Below are 2100 nucleotides of genomic sequence, written 5' to 3'. Positions count from 1 at the left end.
AGATGTGTATAAGAGACAGGCGGCAACCATTGCCGCTGCGGCCCTCGACGACGCTTCGCTCCGGCCCGTCGTGACGTCGTTCTTCCATGAACCCACCTTTACGGTGAGCCATGTCGTCCAGGACCCGAACAGCGACGCCTGCGCGATCATCGACTGTGTCCTCGATTTCGATGCACCAAGCGGACGCACCGCGACACGCAGCGCGGAGGCCCTGCTCCAGTTCGTCGGCGAACGACGGCTGCGCGTGGAATGGGTGCTCGAAACCCACGCTCACGCAGACCACCTCACCGCGGCTCCCTGGCTGTTGGCGCGCACCGGGGGCACACTGGGCATCGGCGAACACATCACGAGCGTCCAACGGACGTTCGGCGACATCTTCAACGAGGACAAAAGCTTCGCTCGAGACGGAAGCCAGTTCGGTCGTCTCTTCGCCGACGGCGATACCTTCGCCATCGGGTCGCTGCGCGCCACGGCGCTGCACGTGCCCGGCCATACGCCGGCATGCGTGGCCTACGTGATTGGTGATGCGGTGTTCGCGGGAGATACCCTCTTCATGCCCGACTACGGCACCGCGCGCTGCGATTTTCCTGGTGGAAGCGCACGCACCTTGTACAGGTCCATACGGCGCCTGATGGCACTCCCGGACGCCACCCGCGTGTTCATGTGCCACGACTACAAGGCACCGGGCCGCGACGTCTACGCATGGGAAAGCAGCATCGGCGCAGAGCGTACGAGCAATGTGCACGTGCACGAAGGCGTGGACGAAGAGGCCTTCGTCCGCGTGCGGGAAGAACGCGACGCCACGCTCCCCGCCCCTCGCCTGATCTTCCCCTCGATCCAGGTCAACATGCGCGCCGGGCACCTGCCGGAACCGGAAGGCAATGGAGTACGTTACCTGAAGCTACCGCTCGATCTGCATTGATCCATGCACTCCGACACCCGCGCACGCACGATCGCCCTGCTTCTTGCTCTCGCCAAGGACGAGGGTTACACGCTCACACCCCTGCCCGACGTACGCCTCCTTCGATCCGACCGGCCGCTGAGCCGCACGCCGGTGCTTTACGAACCGGGCATCGTGGTGGTGGTGCAAGGACGCAAGCGAGGACTCCTTCATGACGAGGTGTTCGTCTACGACGACCAGCACTACCTCGTCGTCTCGGTGCCCGTGCCGTTCACCATGGAGACGGACGCCTCCGCCGACGAGCCGCTGCTTGCGATCTATTTCCGCCTGAATCATGCGGTTGCCGCGAAACTGTGCCTGGAGATCGATGCGCTTCGCGGGCCCTCTTCCGCCGCGCCGCGCGGGTTGTACGCCTCACCCATGGAAGACGCTCTCGCCGCGTCCGTCCTTCGTCTTCTCGAGGCCTTCGCCAACCCGCCGGATGGCGAAGTGCTGGGGCCCGCGCTCATGCGGGAGATCTACTACCGCGTGCTGTCGGGCGACCAGGGTGGATCGCTGCGCTCGGCACTGTCCCAGCAAGGCCGGTTCGGCATGGTGGCACGTGCGCTCAACACCATCCACGGCCGATATGCGGATGACCTCACCGTGGACGAACTCGCGCGCGAGGCGAACATGAGCGTACCGACCTTTCATACGCACTTCCGTGCGATGACCGGTACGTCTCCGATGCGTTACGTGCAATCCACCCGGCTTCACCAGGCACGCCTGCTCATGCTTCGGCAACACGCGACGGCGGCAGCGGCTGCCGCCGCCGTCGGCTACGAAAGCCCGTCCCAGTTCAGCCGCGAATTCAAGCGGCTGTTCGGGCGCCCACCGGGGGAGGAAGTGGAGCGGATGAAGCGGCATTTCGCCATGCCGGAACACCTGGTGCCATCCGGCTACGTGTCCTCGCATTGATCGGCGGACGGATCACCCGTCGGTGCTGCGGCTCAGCTCTTCCCACGCATCGATATCCGCGGAAAGCGCCGCGAGTTTCGCGCGCACAAGGGACAAGGCATCACTGCCAAGCAGCAGGTGGGCCGGCGGTTCGGGTAGCTGGGTGATGGCGAGGATGGCTTTCGCGGCCTTGCGCGGATCGCCCAGCTGCTTGCCGCTCACCTCTTCCCGGGCGCGGCGGATGGGGTCGAACAGTGCATCGT

Annotated in this window: 2 protein-coding genes and 1 pseudogene; 2 read left to right on the top strand and 1 reads right to left on the bottom strand. The window is 65.2% G+C overall.

What is annotated here, in order from left to right:
- The first annotated feature begins 28 nt into the window (after positions 1–28).
- Positions 29–922, top strand: coding sequence for an MBL fold metallo-hydrolase (locus ACPYOD_RS19080; protein WP_481303262.1), 894 nt, complete (start codon positions 29–31; stop codon positions 920–922).
- Between the two features lie 3 nt (positions 923–925).
- A complete protein-coding gene (locus ACPYOD_RS19075; RefSeq protein ID WP_481303261.1) occupies positions 926–1858 on the top strand; it encodes an AraC family transcriptional regulator in 933 nt (310 codons plus the stop codon).
- Positions 1859–1870: 12 nt separating this feature from the next.
- Here ACPYOD_RS19075 and ACPYOD_RS19070 read toward each other — a convergent pair.
- A pseudogene (locus ACPYOD_RS19070) lies at positions 1871–2100 on the bottom strand (short-chain dehydrogenase/reductase); the annotation flags it as partial.

The sequence above is a fragment of the Luteibacter sp. HAY1-4A genome, from assembly GCF_056755355.1.
Note: the sequence above shows the minus strand (reverse complement) of the source record. Positions and strands in the feature narration are given on the sequence as shown.